The following is a 21,346-nucleotide window of genomic DNA, read 5'->3' as shown; positions in this document are numbered from 1 at the left end:
CACGCCAGTGGCTATTCCCGAACCCGGCGCAGGCGACCCGCCCGATAATCCGGCGCGCCCCGCCAAGGACACGGCCCAGCAGCCGGCCAAGAAGACCTCTCGGGCCGGACGCGACTTGCGCGCCGCCATCGCGGTGGGCGCCGGCATCGGCGGCGTTCTGGTCGTGACGCTCGTGTTCGCGCCGCGCTTCTGGGTTCCCATCGTCGCCCTGGCCATCGTCGTGGCCACCCACGAAGTGGTCCGGCGCTTGCGCGAAGCCGGCTACGTGATACCCGTCATACCGCTGCTGGCCGGGGGTCAGCTCACCGTCTGGCTGACCTGGCCGTTCCACGCCGCGGGCGCACTGGCCGGCTTCGGCGTCACCGTGGTGGTCTGCAATGTGTGGCGGCTCTTCATGCAGGACAACCGGAAACGGCCCGAGCCGTTCGACGGCTCGCCGTCGGCTAATTACCTCAGGGACGCGTCGGCCACCGTGTTCCTGGCCGCGTGGGTGCCGCTGTTCGCGTCGTTCGGGGTGCTGCTGGTCTATCCGCACGACGGGGCGGGGCGGGTGTTCTGCCTGATGATCACCGTCGTCGCCTCCGACACCGGCGGATATGCCGTCGGGGCGCTCTTCGGTAAGCACCCGATGGTCCCGGCGATCAGTCCGAAGAAGTCTTGGGAGGGATTCGCCGGTTCTTTGGTGCTCGGAATCACCGCGGCGACCCTGACGGCGACGTACCTGGCCGGCAAACCGCCGTGGATCGGCGCTCTGCTGGGTGTCGTCCTGGTGCTGACCAGCACGCTCGGCGATCTGGTGGAGTCACAGGTCAAGCGCGATCTCGGCATCAAAGACATGGGCCGGCTGCTGCCCGGCCACGGTGGCCTGATGGATCGTCTCGATGGCGTCCTGCCGTCGGCGGTCGCAGCCTGGACGGTGCTGACACTCGTTCCCTAGGTCGGCGCGAACATGGCCGATACTGGACAGGTCATGGTTCAACAATTGGTTTTCTCCGAGCCGCGTCCCGGCAGGCCGCCTCGGCACCTAGCCGACCTCGACGAGGACGGCCGCGCGTCCGCCGTTACGGAGCTGGGCCTGCCGGCGTTTCGCGCCAAGCAGCTGGCGCATCAGTACTACGGCCGGCTGATCGCCGATCCGCGACAGATGACCGACCTTCCGGCGGGATTGCGCGACGCCATTGCCGAGGCGATGTTCCCCATCCTGCTCACCGCGGCCTCCGACGTGACCTGCGATGCCGGCCAGACGAGAAAAACTTTGTGGCGGGCCCCCGATGGGGTCACCGTCGAGTCGGTGCTGATGCGCTACCCGCAGCGCAACACGGTATGCATTTCGTCGCAGGCCGGCTGCGGCATGGCGTGCCCGTTCTGCGCGACGGGTCAGGGCGGGTTGACCCGTAACCTCTCGACGGCCGAGATTCTCGAGCAGGTGCGCGCCGGCGCTGCGGCCCTGCGCGACGACTTCGGGGACCGGCTGTCCAACGTGGTGTTCATGGGCATGGGGGAGCCGCTGGCCAACTACGCGCGGGTGGTCGACGCGGTGCGGCGCATCATCGCCGCACCGCCACATGGTTTCGGAATCTCGGCCCGTTCGGTGACCGTGTCGACGGTGGGCCTGGCCCCCGCCATCCGCAAACTCGCCGACGAGCGTCTGGGCGTCACGCTGGCGCTGTCGCTGCACGCGCCGGACGACGAACTGCGCGACACGCTGGTGCCGGTCAACAACCGGTGGAAGATCAGCGAAGCCCTCGATGCCGCACGGTATTACGCCGACGTCACTGGACGGCGGGTGTCGGTTGAGTACGCGTTGATCCGCGACGTCAATGACCAGCCTTGGCGCGCAGACCTTTTGGGGCAGCGGCTGCATCGCGCGCTCGGGCCGCTGGTGCACGTGAACCTGATTCCGCTCAACCCGACCCCGGGAAGTGAGTGGGACGCCAGCCCGAAAGCCGTGGAGCGGGAATTCGTTCGGCGGGTCCGCGGCAAGGGGGTTTCCTGCACGGTGCGCGACACTCGCGGGCGCGAAATCAGCGCCGCCTGCGGGCAGCTGGCCGCCGAGCGCGGATGAACCGGACGACGGGCTGTCCCGTCGTAAAGGCAAACTCCAGCAAATGAGGTGTGCCATGAGTATCCGCTCGTCAGCCTTGAACACAGTGTTTGCCGCGGCGCTCATCGCCGCGACCATGTTGGTCGGCGTGGGCGACGCCCAACGCGCGCTGGCCGCCGACGACCGGCTGCAATTCACCGGGACGACGCTCAGCGGTGCGCCGTTCGACGGCGCCAGTCTGCAGGGCAAACCGGCGGTGCTGTGGTTCTGGGCGCCGTTCTGCCCGTTCTGCAATGCCGAGGCCCCGGGCGTCGGCCGGGTGGCGGCCGCCAATCCCGGCGTCACCTTCGTCGGCGTGGCCGGGCGGTCGGACGTCGGCGCGGAACAGAACTTCGTCTCCAAGTACGGCCTGAACTTCACCAACCTGAACGACGCCGACGGGTCCATCTGGGCCCGCTACAACGTGCCCTGGCAGCCCGCCTATGTGTTCTACCGCGCGGACGGCAGCTCCACCTTCGTCAACAACCCCACCTCGGCGATGTCACAGCAGGAGCTCTCCGACCGGGTCTCCGCACTGAGGTCCTGACTCGGTGGACCGGGGTCTGGTCGGCCTGGCCTTCGCGGCCGGACTGGTGGCCGCGCTGAACCCGTGTGGGTTCGCCATGCTGCCCGGCTACCTGCTGCTGGTGGTGCGCGGCCAGCGTTCGGGGGCGGCGTCCGGCGCGGTGGCCGCCGGGCGGGCGCTGGCGGCCACCGTCGGGATGGCGCTGGGCTTCCTGACGGTGTTCGGCATCTTCGGCGCGCTGACCGTCTCGACGGCCACGACCGTGCAGCGGTACCTGCCGTACGCCACCGTGGTCGTCGGGGTGGTGCTGATCGGCCTCGGCGCGTGGCTGCTGACGGGCCGGACCCTGTCGGCCCTGACCCCGCGGCCGCTTGGTCCGCGGTGGGCCCCCACCGCCCGGCTGGGCTCCATGTACGGATACGGCATCAGCTACGCGATCGCCTCGCTGTCATGCACGGTCGGGCCGTTTCTGGCCGTCACCGCCGCCGGCCTGCGCGGCCGATCGATGCTCACCGGCGTGGCGATCTACCTCGCCTACACCGCGGGGTTGACGCTGGTCGTCGGGGTGCTCGCGGCCGCTGCGGCGGCGGCGAGCACGGCGATGGTGGACCGGCTGCGCCGAACACTGCCCTTCGTCAACCGGATCGCCGGCGGGCTGCTGGTGGTGGTCGGGCTGTACGTGGCCTACTACGGCGGCTACGAGGTGCGCCTGTTCGGCGGGCACGGCAGCCCCCGGGACGCGGTGATCACCGCGGCCGGACGGCTGCAGGGCGCGCTGGCCGGCTGGGTACATCAGCACGGGGTGTGGCCGTGGTTGATTGCCGCGCTCGCGTTCGCGGTCGTCGTGATCGGCGGCGCCTGGCGGCGCCGCATGCACCGCTAGGAATCGGGGTGGCGGCTACCTGATCCAGCCGCGGCGGCGGCCCCACAGGTCGCGGATCAGCGCCACGAGGACCAGCGTCGCAAAGCCGATCAGGAACCAGTTCTCGATGTGGCCGACGTGGTTGCCGCGCAGCATCGCCAGCAGGAAGCCGAAGCCGAACAGGCCGGCAATGTGCCAGGTGCGGTGGTTGATCCTGCTCCAACCCCACGCTGCCGACGGCACCTCGACGGCGTCGACGCCGATGCGCTCCACTTCGGTACTGGCCACGGCGAAATCCCCTTCGGATCGGATCGGCTTGTTCCCGAATTCTGGCACACCCATTGCGGGCCTGCGGGGCATGGCCCGGTGGATGGCCCCGGTCGGTGCCGGGCGGCACAATGAACGGGTGACCAACCCGAAGACCGACGGGCACACGGCCGACCGGCTCCGCGTGCTGGTGCTGGGCAGCACCGGCTCCATCGGCACCCAGGCGCTGGACGTCATCGCCGCCAACCCGGACCGCTTCGAGGTGGTCGGCCTGGCGGCGGGAGGCGCCAACCTGGACACGTTGTTGCGGCAGCGCGCCGAGACTGGGGTGACCAACATCGCGGTAGCCGACGAAGCGGCGGCGCAGCGGGCCGGCGACATCCCCTTTGCCGGCCCCGAGGCGGTTACCCGGCTGGTCGAGGAGACCGAGGCCGACGTCGTCCTCAACGCGCTGGTGGGGGCGTTGGGCCTGCGGCCAACGCTGGCCGCACTGCAGTCGGGTGCCCGGCTGGCGCTGGCCAACAAGGAATCACTGATCGCAGGCGGTCCGCTGGTGCTCCAGGCCGCAAAGCCGGGGCAGATCGTGCCGGTTGACTCCGAGCATTCCGCGCTGGCGCAATGCCTGCGCGGCGGAACCGGCGACGAAGTCGCCAAGCTGGTGCTGACCGCCTCCGGCGGCCCGTTCCGCGGCTGGACGGCGGCCCAGCTCGAGGACGTCACCCCCGAACAGGCGGGCGCCCATCCGACCTGGTCGATGGGCCCGATGAACACGCTGAACTCGGCCTCGCTGGTCAACAAGGGGCTCGAGCTCATCGAGACCCACCTGCTGTTCGGCATTCCCTACGACCGCATCGAGGTGGTCGTGCATCCCCAGTCGATTGTTCATTCGATGGTCACCTTCGTCGACGGCTCGACCCTCGCCCAGGCCAGCCCCCCGGACATGAAGCTGCCGATCTCGCTGGCCCTGGGCTGGCCGCAACGGGTGCCCGGCGCGGCCGCCAGCTGTGATTTCAGCACGGCCTCTAGCTGGGATTTCGAACCGCTGGACGCTGACGTTTTCCCCGCGGTCGAGCTGGCCCGGTACGCCGGGCAGACCGGCGGCTGCATGACCGCGGTCTACAACGCGGCCAACGAGGAGGCGGCGGAGGCCTTCCTCGCGGGCCGGGTCGGGTTCCCCGCAATTGTCAAAACCATCGCCGACGTGCTGCACGCCGCCGACCAGTGGGCGCCCAAATTTGGCGAAGTACCCGCTAACGTGGATGAGGTACTCGACGCGCAGCGCTGGGCACGTGACCGGGCACGGCGCGCCGTCGCACAAGTCCAGCCCGCCAAGGTGTCAGCAAAAGCCTCCGGAGTGGTGTGAGAAAGGTCCTGCAGACCAGATGATGTTCGTTATCGGCATTGTGCTGTTCGCACTGGCCATCCTGATCTCGGTGGCCCTGCACGAGTGCGGGCACATGTGGGTCGCGCGCGCGACCGGCATGAAGGTGAGGCGCTACTTCGTCGGCTTCGGCCCCACCCTGTGGTCGACCCGGCGCGGTGGAATCGAGTACGGCCTCAAGGCGGTTCCGCTGGGCGGCTTCTGCGATATCGCCGGCATGACCTCGGTGGAGGAGTTGGCCCCCGACGAGTCCGACCGCGCCATGTTCAAGCAAGCGGTCTGGAAGCGGGTGGCGGTGCTGTTCGCCGGCCCGGCCGCGAACTTCGTCATCGCCCTGGTGCTGCTCTACGGCATCGCCCTGATCTGGGGCCTGCCGAACCTGCATCCGCCGACGCGGGCCGTGGTCGGCGAAACCGCTTGCGTGGCACCGGAAGTGGCGCCTGGCAAGGTGGCGGGCTGCGCCGGGCCCGGTCCGGCGGCACTTGCCGGCATCCGGCCCGGCGACGTCATCGTCAAGGTGGGCAACACCCCGGTGTCGACCTTCGAGGACATGGCCGCCGCCATCCGCAAGCTGCGTGGCAACGTCTCGATCGTCGCCGAGCGCGACGGCACCACGATCACCGCCTATGTCGACGTCACAACCACCCAGCGCTACCTGAGCACCGGGTCCAACGCGCCGGGCGGTCAGCAGCAACCCTCGACGGTCGGCGCCATCGGCGTCGGCGCCGTCAAGGTCGCGCCCACGCACTATGGACCGCTGACCGCGATCCCGGCCACCATCGCCTTCACCGGTGACCTGACGCGCGAGGTGGGCAAGGCGCTCGTCGCGATACCGACGAAGGTCGGTGCGCTGGTGCACGCCATCGGCGGCGGCCAGCGCGACCCCGAGACGCCGATGAGCGTGGTTGGGGCCAGCATCGTCGGCGGCGACACCGTCGACCACGGGTTGTGGGTGGCGTTCTGGTTCTTCCTGGCCCAGCTGAACCTGATCCTGGGCGCGATCAACCTGGTGCCGCTGCTGCCCTTCGACGGCGGCCACATCGCCATCGCGGTGTTCGAGAAGATCCGCAACCTGATCCGGTCGGCCCGCGGCATGGTAGCGGCCGCGCCGGTGAACTACCTCAAACTGATGCCCGCGACGTACGTCGTGCTGGTGTTCGTGGTGGGCTACATGCTGCTGACCGTGACCGCCGATCTGGTCAATCCGATCAGGCTCTTCCAATAACGAAACCGAAGGAATCAACAGTGACCATTGGCCTGGGCATGCCGCAGACTCCGGCGCCCACGCTTGCTCCCCGGCGTACCACGCGCCAACTGATGGTCCGTGACGTCGGGGTCGGCAGCGACCACCCGATTTCGGTGCAGTCGATGTGCACCACCAAGACGCATGACGTCAACACGACGCTGCAGCAGATCGCCGAGTTGACCGCGGCCGGCTGCGACATCGTCCGCGTGGCGTGCCCGCGTCAGGAGGATGCCGACGCGCTCGCCGAGATCGCCCGGCACAGCCAGATCCCCGTCATCGCCGACATCCACTTCCAGCCCAAGTACATCTTCGCCGCCATCGACGCGGGTTGCGCCGCGGTGCGGGTAAACCCCGGCAACATCAAGGAATTCGACGGCCGCGTCGGCGAGGTCGCCAAGGCCGCCGGTGCCGCCGGCATCCCGATTCGCATCGGCGTCAACGCGGGCTCGCTGGACAAGCGGTTCATGGAGAAGTACGGCAAGGCCACCCCCGAGGCGCTCGTCGAGTCGGCGCTGTGGGAAGCCTCGCTGTTCGAGGAGCACGGCTTCGGGGACATCAAGATCAGCGTCAAGCACAACGACCCGGTGGTGATGGTCGCCGCCTACGAGCAGCTGGCCGAACAGTGCGACTACCCGCTGCACCTCGGCGTCACGGAGGCCGGTCCCGCCTTCCAGGGCACCATCAAGTCCGCGGTCGCTTTCGGCGCACTGCTGTCGCGCGGCATCGGCGACACCATCCGGGTGTCGCTGTCGGCGCCGCCGGTCGAGGAAGTCAAGGTCGGCACTGCGATCCTCGAATCGCTGAACCTGCGGCCGCGCGGGCTGGAGATCGTGTCCTGCCCGTCGTGTGGGCGCGCGCAGGTCGACGTCTACACCCTGGCTAACGCGGTCAGCGCCGGCCTGGACGGTCTGGACGTGCCGCTACGGGTCGCCGTGATGGGGTGCGTCGTCAACGGTCCGGGGGAGGCCCGCGAGGCCGACCTCGGCGTCGCCTCGGGAAATGGCAAGGGCCAGATCTTCGTTCGTGGCGAAGTGATCAAGACCGTGCCCGAAGCCCAGATTGTCGAGACGCTGATCGAAGAGGCAATGCGAATCGCCGCGGAAATGGGTACCGACGTGAACGGCGATGGCGGACCGGAAGCAACATCGAGCGGTTCACCTGTTGTCACCGTAAGCTGATTAACGCCAGCGCCCGGTCGAAGAGTTCGCACCACAGAGAGTTCGCCATATGTCGGCTCCGCCCCTATTCCGCCTTGTCGGTGAGCGACGGGTGTCCGTGGTGCGCGACGCGGCCGCTGTCTGGCGGGTGCTCGACGACGATCCCGTCGCGTCATGCATGGTCGCGGCCCGGGTGGCCGACCACGGCATCGATCCCAATTCCATCGGCGGCGAACTGTGGACGCTGCGCGGCGCCGACCAATCGCTGTGCTTCGCCGGCGCCAACCTGATCCCGCTGCGCGGTGCGCCGGGCGATCTGAGCGCATTCGCCGACGAGGCCATGCGCGGGTCGCGTCGCTGCTCGTCGCTGGTCGGCAGGGCCGAGCTGGTGATGCCGATGTGGGAGCGGCTCGAGGCGGCCTGGGGCCCGGCCCGCGACGTGCGCTCCCATCAGCCGCTGCTGGCGTTGTCCACCCACCCCAGCTGCGACCTCGACCCCGGCGTGCGACAGGTCAGGCCCGAAGAGCTGGACGCCTACCTGGTGGCCGCCGTCGACATGTTCATCGGCGAGGTGGGCGTCGACCCGCGGATCGGCGACGGCGGCCGCGGCTACCGGCGGCGAGTGGCCAGCCTGATCACGGCGGGGCGCGCGTGGGCACGGTTCGAGCAGGGCCAGGTCGTCTTCAAGGCCGAGGTCGGCTCGCAGTCGCCGGGCGTGGGGCAGATCCAGGGGGTCTGGGTGCACCCGGAGTGGCGCGGGGTGGGCCTGGGCACCGCCGGCACCGCTACGGTGGCCGCGGTGATCGTCGGCACCGGGCGAACCGCCAGCCTCTACGTCAACGACTTCAACACGGTGGCGCGCGCCGCGTACGCCCGAGTGGGCTTCACCGAGATCGGCACCTTCGCGACGGTGCTGCTCGACTAGCCGACGCGCATGCCGCCGCCTCGCCACGACCGCCCGGCTGGGCCGGGCGCTGGCTGCCCGGCTGGACGATCCCTCGGAGCGATCAATCCACGCATAACGGTCGGGTCTCGGTGTGTCGGCGGTGCCGTTCAGGCCACAGTTCTTAACATTTGCACCGATGGTAACTAGAACAACAATGGCCTCATCCGCCTCAGGCTTGCTGCTCATCGCGGTCGTCGTCCTGGCCGGATGCACACCCCGCCCAGACGGTCCGGGCCCGGCGGCGGAGAAATTCTTCCGCGCCCTGGCCATCGGCGACACCGCGACCGCCGCGCAGCTCAGCGACAGCCCCAACGAGGCCCGCGAGGCGCTCAACGCGGCCTGGTCCGGCCTGCAGGCGTCCCACCTCGACGCGCAGGTCCTCAACGCCAAGTACGCCGAGGACAGCGGCACCGTCGGCTACCGCTTCACGTGGCAACTGCCCAAGAACCGGACCTGGACCTATGACGGCCAGCTGAAGATGGCGCGCGACGAGGGGCGCTGGGCGGTTCGGTGGACCACCACCGCGCTGCACCCCAAGTTGGGCGAGCACCAGACGTTCGCGTTGCGCGCCGACCGGCCACACCGCGCCTCGGTGAACGAGCTCGGCGGCAGCGACGTGCTGGTGCCGGGTTACCTGTACCACTACACGCTGGACGCCACCCAGGCCGGACCCGCCCTTTCGGGCACGACACACGCGATCGTCGACGTGCTGCACCCCTTCAATGGGGCCCTCAACGACCCGCAGCTGCTCGCCGAGCAAGCCAGCTCGACACCGCACCCGGTGGATCTGGGGGTGACGCTGCACCCCGACGACAACGACAAGGTGTCCCCCCTGGTCGGCCATCTGCCCGGCGTCGTAGTCACCCCGCAGCCCGAAATGCTGCCCACCGACCCGCATTTCGCGCCGGCCGTCATCTCCGCGGTGAAGAAGGCCGTGGTGGACCAACTCGACGGCGAGGCGGGCTGGCGGGTGGTGAGCGTCAACCAGAACGGCGTCGAGGTCGAAGTGCTGCACGAGGTCGAAGGGTCGCCGGCGCCCTCGGTGTCGATCACCCTGGACCGGGTGGTGCAGAACGCCGCCCAACGCGCGGTCGACAACAAGGGCGGCAAGGCGATGATCGTCGTGATCAAGCCGTCGACCGGAGAGATCCTTGCGATCGCGCAGAACGGCGGTGCCGACGCGGACGGTTTGCCCGCCACCAACGGCCTCTTCCCACCCGGGTCCACGTTCAAGATGATCACCGCCGGGGCGGCCGTCGACCGTGACATGGCCACGCCCAACTCGATGCTGGGCTGCCCGGGCCACGTCGACATCGGGCACCGCACCGTGCCCAACTACGGTGGCTTCGATCTCGGCGTCGTGTCGCTGTCGCGCGCCTTCGCCAGCTCGTGTAACACCACGTTCGCGGAGCTGAGCAGCCGGATGCCGCCGCGCGGTCTGACCCAAACGGCCGCCCAGTACGGGATGGGGCTCGACTACACGGTGGACGGCGTCACCACCGTGACGGGGTCGGTGCCGCCGACGGTGGACCTGGCCGAACGCACGGAGGACGGTTTCGGCCAGGGCAAGGTGCTGGCCAGCCCGTTCGGCATGGCCCTGGTGGCGGCCACGGTCGCCGCCGGCAAGACGCCCGTGCCCCAGCTGATCGTGGGCCGCCAGACGGCCGTCCAGGGCGACACCACGCCGATCAGCCCGAAGATGATCGACGCGCTGCGGCCGATGATGCGTCTGGTGGTGACCAACGGCACCGCCAAGGAGATCGCCGGCTGCGGCGAGATCTACGGAAAGACCGGTGAGGCCGAGTTTCCGGGCGGATCGCACTCGTGGTTCGCCGGATACCGCGGCGACCTGGCCTTCGCCTCCCTGATCGTGGGGGGTGGCAGCTCCGAGTGGGCGGTTCGGATGACCAAGTTCATGTTCGAAGCGCTGCCGCCGAACTTCCTGGCCTAGCGCCGTTCGCAAGCGCGGCGCTTGCGCCGGGCGCTTCAGCGGTAAATTGCGAACATGAGCGATACCGGCGGCGACATGGTGGCGTTGCGCGTCTCCGACGCCGACCGCAATGGCACGATGCGACGACTGCACAACGCGGTCGCGCTCGGGCTGATCGATATCGACGAGTTCGAGCAGCGCTCTTCGCAGGTGTCCTACGCGCGCACGCGCGGCGAACTGGACGGCTTGGTCGGCGATCTGCCGGGGCCGGGCGCCATCGTCACCTCCGCCGCGGACCGGGTGGAACTGCGCGGCTGGGCCGGTTCGCTGAAGCGCCACGGCGAATGGACGGTGCCCACCCGCCTGGCCCTGGTCCGCCGCCTGGGTTCGGTGGAACTCGACCTCACCAAGGCTCGCTTCGCGGGGCCGGTGGTGGTCATCGAACTCGACATGCGGTTCGGCTCGGTGGAGATTCGATTGCCGGACGGGGCAAGCGCCTCGATCGACGACGTCGAGGTGTACGTGGGCAGCGCCAGCGACCGGCGCAAAGACCCGCCCGGTGAGGGCAGGCCGCACGTGGTGCTGACCGGGCAGGTGGTGTGCGGCTCGGTGATCATCCGGGGACCGCGCCGCTCGCTGCTGCGCCGCCAGCGGCTCTGATCGCGGGCTGGGCGTCGGATGCTCAGCGCCTGGGGATCCCTACCTCGACGCCCGGCCGGGTCGCGCGGCCTGCGATTAAGCTTGCGCCATGCCCGCTCGCACCGCACTCGCTCCCGGAGAGTTGTCGCCGACTCTCCCCGTGCCCAGCCGCATCCCGCGCCCCGAGTACGCCTGGAAGCCGACGGCCCAAGAGGGCAGCGAGCCGTGGGTGCAGACGCCCGAGGTGATCGAGAAGATGCGCGTCGCCGGCCGGATCGCGGCCGGCGCGCTGGTCGAGGCGGGCAAAGCCGTCGCACCCGGGGTGACCACCGACGAGCTGGACCGGATCGCCCACGAGTACATGGTCGACCACGGCGCATATCCTTCGACCCTGGGTTACAAGGGCTATCCGAAGTCGTGCTGCACGTCGCTGAACGAGGTCATCTGCCACGGGATCCCCGACTCGACGGTGATCGCCGACGGCGACATCGTCAACATCGACGTCACGGCCTACATCGACGGGGTGCACGGCGACACCAATGCGACCTTCCTGGCCGGCGATGTGTCGGAGGAACACCGGCTGCTGGTGGAGCGAACGCGGGAGGCGACGATGCGCGCGATCAACGCCGTCAAGCCCGGTCGTGCGCTCTCGGTCGTCGGCCGTGTCATCGAGTCGTACGCAAATCGGTTCGGCTACAACGTTGTTCGTGACTTTACCGGTCACGGTATCGGCACCACATTTCACAACGGTTTGGTCGTCCTGCACTACGACCAGCCGTCGGTGTCCACCATCATCCAACCCGGCATGACGTTCACCATCGAACCGATGATCAACCTCGGCGGTCTGGACTACGAGATCTGGGACGACGGCTGGACGGTGGTCACCCGGGACCGCAAGTGGACCGCGCAGTTCGAGCACACGCTGCTGGTCACCGACGCCGGCGTCGAAATCCTCACCTTGCCATGACGTTTGCCGGATGACCGGAGCGCTGCTGGTCGCGGGGACTAGCTCCGACGCCGGGAAATCGGTGGTGGTGGCGGGCCTGTGCCGCCTGTTGGCCCGCCGCGGGGTCCGCGTCGCCCCGTTCAAGGCGCAGAACATGTCCAACAACTCGGTGGTGACCATCGAAGGCGGTGAGATCGGCCGCGCCCAGGCGATCCAGGCGCGCGCGGCGGGGCTGGAACCCAGCGTGCGATTCAACCCCATCCTGCTCAAGCCGGGCGGCGACCGCACCTCGCAGCTGGTGATCAAGGGCCGGGCCACCGACTCGGTCAGCGCGAATAGCTATGTGCAGCATCGTGATCGGCTGGCCTCGATCGTGTTCGACGAATTGGCCTGCCTGCGCGCAGAATTTGATGCGGTGATCTGCGAGGGGGCCGGCTCGCCGGCCGAGATCAACCTGCGCGCCACCGATCTGGCCAACATGGGGCTGGCCCGGGCCGCAGATCTACCCGTGCTCCTGGTCGGGGACATCGACCGAGGCGGCCTGCTGGCGCACCTGTTCGGCACGGTCGCGGTGCTCGAACCCGACGACCAAGCGCTGATCGCCGGCTTCATCGTCAACAAATTCCGCGGTGACCCCTCGCTGCTCGAACCCGGGTTGCACCAGCTATACGACATGACGGGCCGCCCGACCTACGGAGTGCTGCCGTACGCCGACGAGCTGTGGTTGGACGCCGAAGACTCGCTGTCGGTGGTCGCACACCGCGTCATCGGCACGCCCGAACCCCCGCGCGGTGATCAGTGGCTGCGGGTGGCCGCCGTTCGGCTGCCCCGGATATCCAACTCCACCGATGTCGAGGCCCTGGCCTGCGAGCCGGGCGTGCTGGTTCGATGGGTCGCCGACCCCGCCGACCTCACCGACACCGACGTCATCATCATCCCCGGCAGTAAAGCCACCGTCTCCGACCTGTCCTGGCTGCGCGATCGCGGCCTTGCCGACGCGATCACCGCGCACGCGCGTGGCGAAAAACCGGTGCTGGGCATCTGTGGTGGATTTCAGATGCTGTGCAGTCGCCTGGACGACCCGGTGGAATCCGGGGCCGCCGGCGTGCCCGGGCTGGGTCTGCTGGACGTGGACATCACCTTTCATCCCGACAAGACCTTGCGTCGCTGGCAGCAACCGCTCACCGGCTACGAGATCCATCACGGGCGCGTCACCCGCTGCAGCGAACAGAGTTGGTTCGCGGCCGGTGCGGATCCGCACCCACAGGGCGTGGTGCGCGGCGCGGTCTTCGGGACCCACTGGCACGGCTTGCTCGACAACGACAACTTCCGCCGCGTATGGCTCGACCGGGTCGCCGACGCGGCCGGCCGCACGGGCTTCGTGGTCGCCGGCGTCAACGTCGCCGCTCGCCGCGATGCCCAGCTCGACCTCGCCGCCGACCTGCTGGCGTCCCATCTCGACATCGACGGTATTCTCAGCCTCCTTGACGGTCCACCGCCACAGCGGCCACATCTCGCAAGTCACTTGCGGCCGTAGGTCATTCACCGTGATGGCGGCTCGAAAGGCGTTGTTGACGACGCGGTCAAAAAGTTAAGTCCCTGTATTAAATGCCCAGAGTCGTCGCGCTCGCATGCCATTTGGCTGTAGCGTGCTGGGGTGTCCTCGATGATGACCACCCTGGACGGGTTCCCCGTCCCGGTGGTTGTGGCCGGTCCGGAGACCGGCGTCGTCGTCGTCATATTGGGCGATGAGGACCGCATCCCGGCGGCGTATGACGCCGTGTGCGAGCGCCTGCACACCGCATCGCTTCGGACGGTCGTGATCGGCTTCGATCCGCGCCTGACTCCCAAGTCGGTCATCGGCATCCTCGACGCGCTGGGCATCGGGTGGGCCGTGGTGATGGGCGATCGCGCCGGCGGCGAACTCGCGTGGGAACTGACGGCAACCCGGCTGGGCCGTTTCGTCGGATTGGTGGTAATCGATCGCGGCCATCCGCGGGCCGCGGATTACGAGGGCGCCATCACCGACGGCCACTGCCCACCCGTCGAGATCGGCACCACCGTGTTGGTCAGTTCGCCGGCCGCACGTGCGGTGGCACAGGCAAGTCAGCGCTACGTTTACGCCGAATACCGGGTGGTGCACCTGGGGCGGCGCAGCGTGCAGGAGTCGACGGCGCAACTGGCCGCCGAGATCATTTTGCGCGCCAGTACCTGGTAGCGCCTGGTTGACTGACGGTCATGGCCAGTGAAGAAAGTGCTGTGACCGATCCGAACACCGCGATGTTGTCCTTGACCGCTCTCGAACGGCTCGTCGGCAGCGGCGAGGTGGACACCGTCATCGTGGCCTTCGCCGACATGCAGGGCCGGCTGGTCGGGAAGCGGATCGACGCGCGGCTGTTCCTCGACGACGTGGCCGCCCACGGCGCCGAGTGCTGCGGCTATCTGCTCGCCGTCGACGTCGACATGAACACCGTCGACGGCTACGCGATCTCGAGCTGGGAGACCGGTTACGGCGACACGGTGATGACGCCCGACCTGTCCACCCTGCGGCGCGTCCCGTGGCTGCCCGGTACGGCGTTGGTGATCGCCGACGTGGGCTGGGCCGACGGCGGCCCCGTCACCGTCTCGCCGCGGGCGATCCTGCGCCGCCAGCTCGGCCGGCTGGCCGACCGCGGTCTCGCGGCCGACGTCGCTACCGAGCTGGAATTCATCGTGTTCGACGAGCCCTATCGTCAGGCGTGGACCAACGGCTACCGCGGGCTGACCCCGGCCAGCGATTACAACATCGACTACGCGATCTCGGCCTCGTCGCGCATGGAGCCGCTGCTGCGCGACATCCGGCGGGGCATGATCGGGGCCGGCCTGCGCTTCGAAGCTGTCAAGGGCGAATGCAACAAGGGGCAGCAGGAAATCGGTTTCCGGTACGCAGACGCCTTGGTCACCTGTGACAACCACGTCATCTACAAGAACGGTGCCAAGGAGATCGCCGACCAGCACGGCAAAAGCTTGACCTTCATGGCCAAATACGATGAGCGAGAGGGGAACAGCTGCCACGTTCACCTCTCGCTGCGTGACCCGCAGGGCGGCGCGGTGTTCGCCGATCCCAGCCGCCCGCACGGCATGTCGTCGGCGTTTGGCAGTTTTCTGGCCGGCGTGCTGGCCACCTTGGGCGACCTCACGCTGTTCTACGCGCCGAACATCAACTCGTACAAGCGATTCGCCGACGGCAGCTTCGCACCCACCGCGCTGGCGTGGGGACTGGACAACCGCACCTGCGCGCTGCGGGTGGTCGGTCACGGGTCCAACACCCGTGTCGAGTGCCGGGTGCCCGGGGGCGACGTCAACCCCTATCTGGCGGTGGCGGCGCTCATCGCCGGCGGGCTGTACGGTATCGAACGGGGCCTGGAGCCACCGGATCCCTGCGCCGGCAACGCCTACCGCACTCCCGGCGTCGAGCGGCTGCCCGTCACGCTTGCCGAGGCGGCCTCGGCGTTCGAACGCTCGACGTTCGCTCGGGACGTGTTCGGCGACGACGTCGTCGCCCACTACCTGAACAACGCCCGGGTGGAGTTGGCGGCGTTCAACGCGGCGGTCACCGACTGGGAGAGGATGCGTGGGTTTGAACGCCTCTGATTTTGAGGGTGGCGACCCGCCGCGCCCGGCTGCGCCGCGCTTGCGATCGCCACGGTTTGAGGGTGGCGACCCGCCGCGCCCGGCTGCGCCGCCGCGCCCGGTGGTCGGCCTGACGACATATCTGGAGCGGGTACAGACGGGCATCTGGGATATCCGCGCCGGATTCCTGCCCGCCGACTATTTCGAAGGCATCATCCTGGCCGGCGGGATCGCTGTGTTGCTGCCGCCGCAGCCGGTCGACGCCGAGATCGTCGACTCCGCGCTGGATGGGATGCATGCGCTGGTGGTCACCGGCGGGTATGACCTGGACCCCGCCAGCTACGGCCAGCAACCGCACCCCACCACCGATCAGCCCCGCACCGAACGCGACGCGTGGGAGTTCGCGTTGTTGCGGGGCGCGCTGCGGCGGGGCCTGCCGGTGCTGGGAATCTGCCGCGGCGCACAGGTGCTCAATGTCGCGCTGGGCGGCACCCTGCACCAGCACCTGCCCGACGTGCTCGGACACAGCGGGCATCGGACGGGCAATGGCGTGTTCGCCAGGCTGCCGGTACACACCGTGGCGGGTACCCGGCTGGCCGCGCTGATCGGGGAGTCCGCGGATGCGCCGAGTTATCACCATCAGGCCGTCGACAGGGTGGGGGATGGACTGGTGGTCAGCGCGCGGGACGCCGATGGCGTCGTCGAGGCGCTGGAGCTGCCCGGGGACAGGTTTGTGCTTGCGGTGCAATGGCATCCGGAGCAGTCACTGGAAGACCTGCGGTTGTTCACCGCGATCGTCGACGCGGCCCGGTCGTACGCGGGACGAGTGAGCTGAGTTGTCCGTCGCGCAGCTGATCAACCCGGCCACCGAGGAGGTGCTGCGCTCTGTCGAGCACACCGACGCCGCCGCTGTCGACGATGCTGTCGGGCGGGCGCTGGTGGCCCAGCGGCGGTGGGCGCGGTTGTCCCCGGGCGAGCGGGCCGACGGCTTGCGGGCCTTCGCCGCCGCCGTCGACACCCATCTGAGCGAGCTGGCCGCACTCGAAGTCGCCAACTCGGGGCACCCCATCGGAGCGGCCGAATGGGAAGCCGGTCACGTCCGCGACGTGTTGAACTTCTACGCGGCGACTCCGGAACGCTTGTCCGGCAAGCAGATTCCCGTGGCGGGTGGCCTGGACGTCACGTTCAACGAACCGATGGGTGTGGTCGGCGTGATCACCCCATGGAATTTCCCGATGCCCATCGCGTCATGGGGCTTCGCCCCCGCCCTCGCCGCGGGCAACGCCGTGCTGATCAAACCTGCGGAGGCCACGCCACTGACCACGATCCGGCTCGGTGAGCTGGCGGCGCAAGCCGGGCTCGACGCGGAGCTGCTCCAGGTGTTGCCGGGACGGGGCACGGTGGCCGGGGAGCGGTTCGTCACCCATCCCCACGTCCGCAAGATCGTGTTCACCGGTTCCACCGACGTCGGCAAGAAGGTGATGGCCGGTGCGGCCGCTCAGGTGAAGCGGGTGACCCTGGAATTGGGCGGCAAAAGCGCCAACATCGTTTTCGCCGACTGCGACCTCGAGCGTGCCGCCGCAACCGCGCCGGCCGGGGTGTTCGACAACGCGGGCCAGGATTGTTGCGCTCGGAGCCGAATCCTGGTGCAGCGCAGCGTCTATGACCGGTTCATGGAGCTGCTCGAGCCCGCCGTCACCAGCGTCGTCGTCGGCGACCCGGCATCCCGCGACACCGAGATGGGTCCGCTGGTGTCGGCCGCCCACCGCGACAAGGTGGCGTCGTATGTGCCCGACAATGCCCCCGTCGCGTTCCGTGGCACGGCGCCGGCAGGTCGTGGATTCTGGTTCCCACCAACCGTTCTGACGCCGGAACGCACCGACCGCTGTGTCACCGAAGAGATCTTCGGCCCAGTCGTCACGGTGCTGGCCTTCGACGACGAGCACGACGCCATCGCCCTCGCCAATGACACCAGCTACGGGCTATCCGGATCGATCTGGACCGACGACCTGTCTCGTGCCCTGCGCGTCTCCCGGGCAATCGAATCCGGCAATCTATCGGTGAATTCGCACTCGTCCGTTCGGTATAACACGCCCTTCGGCGGATTCAAGCAGTCGGGGCTCGGTCGCGAGCTGGGCCCTGATGCGCCGCTGCATTTCACCGAAACCAAGAACGTGTTCATCGCGATCGAGGAGGAGTAGGTGGCGGTCGATCTCACCCAACGATTGGCGGGCCGCGTGGCCGTCGTCACCGGCGCCGGCGGCGGCATCGGGCTGGCCGCGGCACGGCGGATGCATGACGAGGGCGCCACGATCGTAGTCGCCGACATCGACGGCGACGCGGGCGGCGCGGCGGCCGACGAACTGTCCGGCTTGTTCGTGCCCACCGACGTTTCCGACGAAGCCGCGGTCGACGCGCTGTTCGATGCAGCGGCACGGGCGCACGGGCGGATCGACATCGCGTTCAACAACGCCGGCATCTCGCCGCCCGACGACGACCTCATCGAGAACACCGAACTGCCGGCGTGGCAACGCGTCCAGGACGTCAACCTGAAGTCGGTGTACCTGTGCTGCCGCGCGGCGTTGCGGCACATGGTTCCCGCGCGCAAAGGCTCGATCATCAACACGGCGTCGTTCGTCGCCGTCCTGGGGTCGGCGACGTCGCAGATCTCCTACACCGCCTCCAAGGGCGGGGTGCTCGCGATGTCGCGCGAGCTGGGTGTGCAGTTCGCCCGGCAGGGCATCCGGGTGAACGCGCTGTGCCCCGGGCCGGTCAACACCCCGCTGCTGCAGGAGCTTTTCGCCAAGGACCCCGAGCGGGCTGCTCGCCGGTTGGTGCACGTTCCGGTCGGACGCTTCGCCGACCCGGGCGAAATCGCCTCGGCAGTCGCGTTTTTGGCGAGCGATGACGCGTCATTCATCACCGCTTCGACGTTCATGGTCGACGGCGGCATCAGCGCGGCCTATGTCACTCCGCTTTAACCGCCGTACTTGTCGGCCGCTCGCGGACCGGGCGGCTCGCTGACCGCGACCAGGTGGATGGGCTCGCCGACCCCGTCCCAGCGCAGCCGCTCCATCGCGGGCGCGGCGACCGTCCAGGTGCGGGGCACCGAGAGTCCACCGACGCGCGTCCCGCGGCCCAGGCCCGCGCTGACGCCGTCGGTGGCAGCCGGGAACAGAGAGTGCAGCGCCGCCGTCTTGTTCATCGAATTGAGGTGGCCGATCGCGAAGTCCGACGGTGCCGTCACCGAATTCAGTTTCGACAGCGTCGAAGTGACCGCGGACAGCGCCGCTTCGAGCCTCGTCAGCGGCGAAGACGACAGGCGTCGCAGCGCCTCGGGTATCACCGACATCACTTCGCAGCCGGCCGCTATGACGTCCGGCGCCGACTGGAGGACCCAATTGGGTTTACTCACAGCGGGATTACCGGGTGGAGCGGGGAAGGGCGACATTGTCGCGGCACCGGCCGCGGACTCGGCGTAGGCGCGCATGGCGACGGCGTTCTGCGCCCACATCGCGTCATACTCGGCATCGACGTTCGCGATCGCCGCGCTCTTGTGTCCCAGACAATTCGCCGACACCAACGACATTCGTTGCGTGCGGTTGCCGACGATCGCCGGTGGCGGCACCGTCGCTGTGAAGGCCGACCGATGCGCGTGGGCCGCCGCCTTGAGCTGGGCGGTCGCGTGCTCGCTGCGGGCCGCGACGGCGTCGAGCCAATCCGCATAGCGTGTGGCGGCTTCGACGAGCGCCGGGTACCCGCCGCCCAGCTGTGCGGTCGCCGCACGATAGTCGGCCGCCGCGGTGAAAAGGCGCGCTGCCAACGTTTCCCACGCCTCGGCGGCCCGGATCATCGATCCCGCGCCGGGACCGGAATACATCAGCCCGGAGTTGGTCTCCGGAGCCAGGGTCGCGAAATCCATTACAGCCTCCGCCTGCCTGTGGCGGTGTCAGTGGTGCCCGAAACCATGAGGGTCTTCTTTCACGAAATAGACACGAGGGTTACAAACCGTGGGCCGCTTACGTGTCGCCGAAACTGCACAGGCGGGAAACGCCGGCCCGGGTGCAACGATCAGCGGCGGGCGACGCAGATGCAGGTCAAGATATCTCGGTCAGACGGGATAGCCGCGGGTGCGCGCGATTGGGCGGCACCGGGGGCAAACACGGTCGGGGTGAACGACACCGGCGCCGGCGTCAGCACCGATTGCGTGGACAAGCGGTTCCAGGTCATGGGTCGTTCTTTGGTCATCCACGAGCGGCGGAACGGGGCCTGGTTGGTTTTGTTCGCCGGTGTCGGGGCCTGCGAAACGGTCAGGGCGGCCCGGCTGAGGGCGGCGGGCCGACCGGGCATCCGTCCGGCGTGCGCATCGACGGTTGGCGTCGTCCAAGCCGCTGGCTCCGGCGGTGCCGCCATAGCGGAATTCTGCCGCAGTGCCGACCCGGTGACCAGTGCGATGAACACCCCTAGAGCTGCGGCCACCGCGATGACCCGCTGCCATCGCCGAGTTTCGCCCACACCCCGGAAAATCACAGTGCACCGAATGTACCGCGCGAACATCGGTGAACGGTCCCAGCGAGCTGTGAACTCGATCCGAGTCCGTTGTGTGTTGCGGGGCTACGGCCGGAAAACGATGAGCGGAATCGCCATCTCCGCCGCGGTGGCCCCGCCGTGAAAGCCCACCAGGCGACACATTTCCGGAGGCTCATGCGCGCTGGCCAGCACCGCGGCGTCGCCGGAACAGACGACGACCACGTCGCCGAGCCGCTCGGCGTGTCGCGCCGTGATCGGCCCGAACATGCCGGTGGCTACGGCCTGCGCGCGGCTGTATACGGTCGCGCGGCCGTCCAGCAGCCCGCCCCACACCGCCTGCACGTCGCCGGCGGCCCCCGGCTCGGTGTGTAGATACCGCACCCGCGCCTCACCGGCCACCACCCGGATCCCCTCGGCCAGCCTGGGGTCGGTGTCGAGGTCGATGCGGGACTCGGGCGGGACATTGATGCCGCCGTGATCGGCGGTCACCAGGACCGCCGTGTTCGCGGGCAACGCGTCGAGAAGGCGGGACAGCAGCGCGTCGACATTCGCCGCGGCGGTATGCCACTGGTCGGAGCCGATACCGAAGACATGGGCGGCGGTGTCGAGGTCCGCGGTGTAGCCGTACACCAGCCCGGGTGCCGCGCGCAGCTCGTCGGCCAGCACCCGCGCATAGTCGTCGGTGGGGTTGGCCGGATGGAATTCGGCGCCGCGGTACGCGGCCTCGGTCAGTCCGCTGCCGATGAACACCGCCGGCAGCACGGCACGGGCGCTCACGCCTGCGTTCTTGAGCCGTTCGAACCAGGTTGGCACCGGCTGCCACACCGCGGGCGGCGGGTCGTCGCGCCACCGGACGTGGCTGAGCACCCGATCGGTGCCGGGCACCCTGAGCGTGAAACCCAGGATGCCGTGTTCACCAGGCAGCGCACCGGTGCACAACGACACCAGGCTGGTCGGCGTGGTCGAGGGGAACGTGCAGTCCAGCTGGGTCACCCGCCCGGTGGCGCCGGCCAGCACGGAGGTCAACAGCGGCGCGGTGCCGGCCAGCTGCGGAAGCAGGTGCCAGCCCAGCCCATCCACCAGCACGACCAGGACCCGGTCGACGCTGTCGGCGCCAACCCAGTCCGCGACCGCCAGCGTGTCGACGGCATCCTCAACGTCGAGCAGGGCGGCCGCGGTGGGCAGCACGTCGCACAGAGAACCGGGCACCGGGCCAGTCTG

Annotated in this window: 21 protein-coding genes; 17 read left to right on the top strand and 4 right to left on the bottom strand. The window is 68.9% G+C overall.

Translation table 11 applies throughout. The annotated features are described in order from the left end of the window. Positions 1–7 precede the first annotated feature (7 nt). From AC5Y4H_RS10680 to AC5Y4H_RS10665, 4 genes are all read left to right on the top strand, one after another. Positions 8–937: a phosphatidate cytidylyltransferase gene (locus AC5Y4H_RS10680; protein ID WP_499981225.1), complete on the top strand. Its 930-nt coding sequence runs from the start codon at positions 8–10 to the stop codon at positions 935–937. A gap of 33 nt (positions 938–970) precedes the next feature. Next, positions 971–2,065, top strand: coding sequence for a dual-specificity RNA methyltransferase RlmN (gene rlmN, locus AC5Y4H_RS10675; RefSeq protein WP_499981269.1), 1,095 nt, complete (start codon positions 971–973; stop codon positions 2,063–2,065). A 115-nt stretch (positions 2,066–2,180) separates the two neighbouring features. Beyond that, positions 2,181–2,630 (top strand): protein disulfide oxidoreductase, encoded by a 450-nt coding sequence (locus AC5Y4H_RS10670; RefSeq protein WP_499981267.1) that lies wholly within the window; start codon positions 2,181–2,183, stop codon positions 2,628–2,630. Positions 2,631–2,634: 4 nt separating this feature from the next. Then, entirely contained in the window at positions 2,635–3,492 is an 858-nt protein-coding gene (locus AC5Y4H_RS10665; protein WP_499981224.1) for a cytochrome c biogenesis CcdA family protein, read from the top strand. Between the two features lie 15 nt (positions 3,493–3,507). On the opposite strand, the gene AC5Y4H_RS10660 is transcribed toward AC5Y4H_RS10665, so the two are convergent. After that, positions 3,508–3,759, bottom strand: a complete 252-nt coding sequence (locus AC5Y4H_RS10660; RefSeq protein WP_499981222.1) for a DUF2631 domain-containing protein — start codon at positions 3,757–3,759, stop codon at positions 3,508–3,510. A 118-nt stretch (positions 3,760–3,877) separates the two neighbouring features. Here AC5Y4H_RS10660 and dxr point away from each other — a divergent pair, with 118 nt between their 5' ends. From dxr to AC5Y4H_RS10595, 13 genes are all read left to right on the top strand, one after another. Beyond that, positions 3,878–5,101 (top strand): 1-deoxy-D-xylulose-5-phosphate reductoisomerase, encoded by a 1,224-nt coding sequence (gene dxr / locus AC5Y4H_RS10655; protein WP_499981221.1) that lies wholly within the window; start codon positions 3,878–3,880, stop codon positions 5,099–5,101. A 19-nt stretch (positions 5,102–5,120) separates the two neighbouring features. Then, positions 5,121–6,344: a M50 family metallopeptidase gene (locus AC5Y4H_RS10650; protein ID WP_499981219.1), complete on the top strand. Its 1,224-nt coding sequence runs from the start codon at positions 5,121–5,123 to the stop codon at positions 6,342–6,344. Between the two features lie 20 nt (positions 6,345–6,364). After that, positions 6,365–7,543 (top strand): flavodoxin-dependent (E)-4-hydroxy-3-methylbut-2-enyl-diphosphate synthase, encoded by a 1,179-nt coding sequence (gene ispG / locus AC5Y4H_RS10645; protein WP_499981217.1) that lies wholly within the window; start codon positions 6,365–6,367, stop codon positions 7,541–7,543. A 49-nt stretch (positions 7,544–7,592) separates the two neighbouring features. After that, complete coding sequence (locus AC5Y4H_RS10640; RefSeq protein ID WP_499981216.1) at positions 7,593–8,447, top strand: GNAT family N-acetyltransferase; 855 nt, start codon at positions 7,593–7,595, stop codon at positions 8,445–8,447. A 157-nt stretch (positions 8,448–8,604) separates the two neighbouring features. Next, the gene (locus tag AC5Y4H_RS10635; RefSeq protein WP_499981215.1) at positions 8,605–10,419 is read left to right on the top strand and encodes a penicillin-binding transpeptidase domain-containing protein; all 1,815 of its coding nucleotides are present in this window, start codon (positions 8,605–8,607) and stop codon (positions 10,417–10,419) included. A 54-nt stretch (positions 10,420–10,473) separates the two neighbouring features. Next, a complete protein-coding gene (locus AC5Y4H_RS10630) occupies positions 10,474–11,058 on the top strand; it encodes a DUF1707 SHOCT-like domain-containing protein (protein WP_499981214.1) in 585 nt (194 codons plus the stop codon). An 88-nt stretch (positions 11,059–11,146) separates the two neighbouring features. After that, on the top strand, positions 11,147–12,004 hold the full coding sequence (gene map, locus AC5Y4H_RS10625; protein ID WP_499981212.1) for a type I methionyl aminopeptidase: 858 nt from the start codon (positions 11,147–11,149) through the stop codon (positions 12,002–12,004). A gap of 10 nt (positions 12,005–12,014) precedes the next feature. After that, on the top strand, positions 12,015–13,520 hold the full coding sequence (locus tag AC5Y4H_RS10620; protein ID WP_499981211.1) for a cobyric acid synthase: 1,506 nt from the start codon (positions 12,015–12,017) through the stop codon (positions 13,518–13,520). Positions 13,521–13,649: 129 nt separating this feature from the next. Next, a complete protein-coding gene (locus AC5Y4H_RS10615; RefSeq protein ID WP_499981266.1) occupies positions 13,650–14,201 on the top strand; it encodes an alpha/beta hydrolase in 552 nt (183 codons plus the stop codon). 20 nt (positions 14,202–14,221) lie between these two features. Then, the gene (locus AC5Y4H_RS10610) at positions 14,222–15,616 is read left to right on the top strand and encodes a glutamine synthetase family protein (protein ID WP_499981210.1); all 1,395 of its coding nucleotides are present in this window, start codon (positions 14,222–14,224) and stop codon (positions 15,614–15,616) included. Continuing rightward, the gene (locus tag AC5Y4H_RS10605) at positions 15,597–16,430 is read left to right on the top strand and encodes a gamma-glutamyl-gamma-aminobutyrate hydrolase family protein (RefSeq protein WP_499981208.1); all 834 of its coding nucleotides are present in this window, start codon (positions 15,597–15,599) and stop codon (positions 16,428–16,430) included. Before AC5Y4H_RS10610 ends, AC5Y4H_RS10605 begins: the two co-directional genes overlap by 20 nt. 1 nt (position 16,431) lies before the next feature. Next, on the top strand, positions 16,432–17,796 hold the full coding sequence (locus tag AC5Y4H_RS10600; protein WP_499981207.1) for an aldehyde dehydrogenase family protein: 1,365 nt from the start codon (positions 16,432–16,434) through the stop codon (positions 17,794–17,796). Continuing rightward, the gene (locus tag AC5Y4H_RS10595; protein WP_499981206.1) at positions 17,797–18,576 is read left to right on the top strand and encodes a 3-oxoacyl-ACP reductase; all 780 of its coding nucleotides are present in this window, start codon (positions 17,797–17,799) and stop codon (positions 18,574–18,576) included. Here AC5Y4H_RS10595 and AC5Y4H_RS10590 read toward each other — a convergent pair. The 3 genes from AC5Y4H_RS10590 to AC5Y4H_RS10580 form a co-directional block, all read right to left on the bottom strand. Continuing rightward, complete coding sequence (locus AC5Y4H_RS10590) at positions 18,573–19,517, bottom strand: PPE family protein (protein WP_499981204.1); 945 nt, start codon at positions 19,515–19,517, stop codon at positions 18,573–18,575. The two genes, AC5Y4H_RS10595 and AC5Y4H_RS10590, sit on opposite strands and share 4 nt — an antisense overlap. A gap of 149 nt (positions 19,518–19,666) precedes the next feature. Then, positions 19,667–20,110 carry a hypothetical protein gene (locus tag AC5Y4H_RS10585; RefSeq protein WP_499981202.1) on the bottom strand — a complete coding sequence of 148 codons (444 nt, stop codon included), beginning with the start codon at positions 20,108–20,110 and terminating at the stop codon, positions 19,667–19,669. Between the two features lie 99 nt (positions 20,111–20,209). Continuing rightward, positions 20,210–21,334, bottom strand: coding sequence for an alkaline phosphatase family protein (locus tag AC5Y4H_RS10580; protein WP_499981201.1), 1,125 nt, complete (start codon positions 21,332–21,334; stop codon positions 20,210–20,212). Positions 21,335–21,346: the final 12 nt, after the last annotated feature.

The organism is Mycobacterium sp. NGS58, assembly GCF_059812385.1.
The sequence above is the reverse complement of the archived record's forward strand: the minus strand, read 5'-3'. Positions and strand labels throughout refer to the sequence as shown.

Coding starts and splice junctions, on each gene's coding strand:
- rlmN (WP_499981269.1), top strand. CDS start 971: ATGGTTCAACAATTGGTTTTCTCCGAGCCGCGTCCCGGCAGGCCGCCT.
- AC5Y4H_RS10670 (WP_499981267.1), top strand. CDS start 2,181: ATGTTGGTCGGCGTGGGCGACGCCCAACGCGCGCTGGCCGCCGACGAC.
- AC5Y4H_RS10650 (WP_499981219.1), top strand. CDS start 5,121: ATGATGTTCGTTATCGGCATTGTGCTGTTCGCACTGGCCATCCTGATC.
- AC5Y4H_RS10640 (WP_499981216.1), top strand. CDS start 7,593: ATGTCGGCTCCGCCCCTATTCCGCCTTGTCGGTGAGCGACGGGTGTCC.
- AC5Y4H_RS10635 (WP_499981215.1), top strand. CDS start 8,605: ATGGTAACTAGAACAACAATGGCCTCATCCGCCTCAGGCTTGCTGCTC.
- AC5Y4H_RS10630 (WP_499981214.1), top strand. CDS start 10,474: ATGAGCGATACCGGCGGCGACATGGTGGCGTTGCGCGTCTCCGACGCC.
- map (WP_499981212.1), top strand. CDS start 11,147: ATGCCCGCTCGCACCGCACTCGCTCCCGGAGAGTTGTCGCCGACTCTC.
- AC5Y4H_RS10620 (WP_499981211.1), top strand. CDS start 12,015: ATGACCGGAGCGCTGCTGGTCGCGGGGACTAGCTCCGACGCCGGGAAA.
- AC5Y4H_RS10615 (WP_499981266.1), top strand. CDS start 13,650: ATGATGACCACCCTGGACGGGTTCCCCGTCCCGGTGGTTGTGGCCGGT.
- AC5Y4H_RS10610 (WP_499981210.1), top strand. CDS start 14,222: ATGGCCAGTGAAGAAAGTGCTGTGACCGATCCGAACACCGCGATGTTG.
- AC5Y4H_RS10590 (WP_499981204.1), bottom strand. CDS start 19,517: ATGGATTTCGCGACCCTGGCTCCGGAGACCAACTCCGGGCTGATGTAT.